Origin of the sequence: Moorena sp. SIO4E2, from assembly GCF_010671945.1 — a bacterium.
GTDB lineage: Bacteria > Cyanobacteriota > Cyanobacteriia > Cyanobacteriales > Coleofasciculaceae > Moorena > Moorena producens.
In genome coordinates, this window is record NZ_JAAHIE010000845.1 from 1 (window position 1) to 2,504 (window position 2,504).

Annotated in this window: 2 protein-coding genes and 1 pseudogene; all 3 read left to right on the forward strand. The window is 48.4% G+C overall.

Features of this window, described 5'->3' with window-relative positions; genetic code table 11:
• The coding region (locus tag F6K37_RS37990) for a hypothetical protein (RefSeq protein ID WP_287256230.1) at positions 1-305 on the forward strand (305 nt) is incomplete at its 5' end.
• A 171-nt stretch (positions 306-476) separates the two neighbouring features.
• Positions 477-935, forward strand: a pseudogene (locus tag F6K37_RS45870) (lipid-A-disaccharide synthase); the annotation flags it as partial.
• Positions 924-2,360: a hypothetical protein gene (locus F6K37_RS45875; protein ID WP_502887813.1), complete on the forward strand. Its 1,437-nt coding sequence runs from the start codon at positions 924-926 to the stop codon at positions 2,358-2,360. The pseudogene F6K37_RS45870 and the gene F6K37_RS45875, both read left to right, overlap by 12 nt.
• The last annotated feature ends 144 nt before the right edge of the window (positions 2,361-2,504 follow it).

A 2,504-nucleotide genomic window follows, 5' to 3' on the forward strand; every position in this document is an offset into this window, starting at 1 on the left:
AGTCAGCAGTCAGCACTCAGCAGTCAGCAGTCAGCAGTCAGCAGTCAGCAGTCAGCACTCAGCAGTCAGCAGTCAGCAGTCAGCAGTCAGCAGTCAGCAGTCAGCAGTCAGCAGTCAGCAGTCAGCACTCAGCAGTCAGCACTCAGCAGTCAGCACTCAGCAGTCAGCAGTCAGCAGTCAGCAGTCAGCAGTCAGCAGTCAGCAGTCAGCAGTCAGCAGTCAGCAGTCAGCAGTCAGACCTTGACCTTGGCCGTTGGCCACGCACTCGCGTTTGGCTGAAAGCACCTCAAGTAGCGTGCGGGTAGCACATAAGCTGATAACTGATAGCTGAAAGCTGAAAGCTGAAAGCTGAAAGCTGAAAGCTGAAAGCTGAAAGCTGAAAGCTGATAGCTGATAACTGATAACTGATAACTGATAGCAAGCCATATCGTCATAATTAGGAGTGGGGAAGAGTGCCAGCAGCAGATATTTTAGTTATGTCCAATGGCCCAGGAGAGGTGACCACCTGGGTGCGACCAGTGGTGAAGGCATTGCGGGAAACTTTAGGCAATGACCGTTCATTACTCCGGATATCGGTAGTCCTATCTCCTTGCCCTCATGCCACGGGCAAAGAAGATGCGATCGCAAAATCCTACCCAGAAGTAGACCGGGTTCAAGCAGCAGAGGATTTTTTGCCATTCTTGTTGTGGGGCAAGACAGCTCAAAACTGGGACTGGCATCCACAAGGGGTTGTTCTATTCCTAGGGGGAGACCAATTTTTTCCAGTAGTGATTAGTAAGCGCTTAGGGTATCGCAGTGTTGTCTATGCCGAGTGGGATGCTCGTTGGTACCCCTGGATTGACCACTTTGGCGTGATGAAACCCGATATTATCGCTCAAGTGCCTAAGAAATATGCCCACAAATTCACCCTAGTAGGGGATTTAATGGCAGAGATTAGGGGATTACCCCTTACCGGTTCTCAGGTTAATCAGGAGTTACAGGTTACTCAAGGGTTACAGGTTGCAGGTTCTCAGGTTACTCAGGAGTTACAGGTTACTCAGGGGTTACAGGTTACTCAGGGGTTGAAGGTTGCAGGTTCTCAGGTTACAGGTTCAACCCAAGAAGATAACCTTGGCCAAAAGGCCACGCTACGCGAACAACATTCAACCCAACCACCTTGGCCAAAAGGCCACGCTACGCGAACAACCCAAGAAGATAACCTTGGCCAAAAGGCCACGCTACGCGAACAACCTTCAACCAAACAACCTTCAACTAAACAACCTTCAACTAAACAACCTTGGCCAAAAGGCCACGCTTCGCGAACAACCGAAGATAACCTTCAACATTCCACTGAAGTGATCGGACTATTACCGGGGTCAAAACCAGCCAAACTAGCTCAGGGAGTACCTTTATCTTTAGCGATCGCTGAACACATCCATAGGGCTAGACCCCAAACTCGCTTTGTGATTCCGGTTGCTCCTACCATAGATCTAAAAACATTAGCCAAATTTGCCAATCGAGATCACAATCCCATTATTAACAAGACAGGATGGTCAGAGGCACAACTTATATATAAAGTTGATAACGACTCGGTGATTAATCCAGGGTTACAAGTTAAGGGGTTACAGGTTAAGGGGTTACAGGTTAAGGGGTTACAGGTTAAGGGGTTACAAGTTAAGGGGTTACAAGTTAAGGGGTTACAAGTTACAGGTTCAAACTCCGATAACCTACCCTACGGCAACGCCAAAGGCGAACAACCTTCAACCCTTCAACCTTCAACCCTTCAACCTTCAACCCTTCAACCTTCAACCCTTCAACCTTCAACCCTTCAACCTTCAACCCTTCAACCTCCTAACCTTCAACCAAATACCCCGCCCCCGCAACTATTCCTCAAAACCCCCAGTGGCTTGTGTGTAGAACTCTGGGAGTCCTTTCCTACCTATGAATTGTTATCGCAATGTTGTCTTTGCTTAACCACAGTGGGAGCGAATACCGCTGAGTTGGGGTCTCTGGCCGTGCCAATGATTGTGCTGTTGCCGACGCAACAGTTAGATGCCATGCGGGCTTGGGATGGCTTACCCGGTCTATTGGTCAAGTTACCAGGAGTAGGCTCTAGCGTAGCGAAAGTGATTAACTGGTTGGTGCTAGGGCAAAAGCGTATGTTTGCATGGCCCAATATTTGGGCAAAAAGGGAAATTGTGCCAGAATTGGTAGGAAAGCTTGAGCCGGTTGAGGTTGCCCAACTTGCTCTAGACTATCTGGAGCATCCAGAGAAGTTGTCGGAAATGCGATCGCATCTCAAGAGCGTTCGCGGAAAACCAGGAGCTGCCCAAACCTTAGCTCAACTGGTTAAACAAGAACTTCACAAAGACATGATATAGCTTACCTAAATCAATTGGGTGTGGCTCTTTTGGAAAGACGTTTGGTCAGGTTTAGAGAGGTATCGGAAGAGTAGGAGGAGCAGTAATAGAGCAACGAGCTTGAATTAGTCGTTTCATCAAAGGAAGGCCATCTTTGTACAAAGA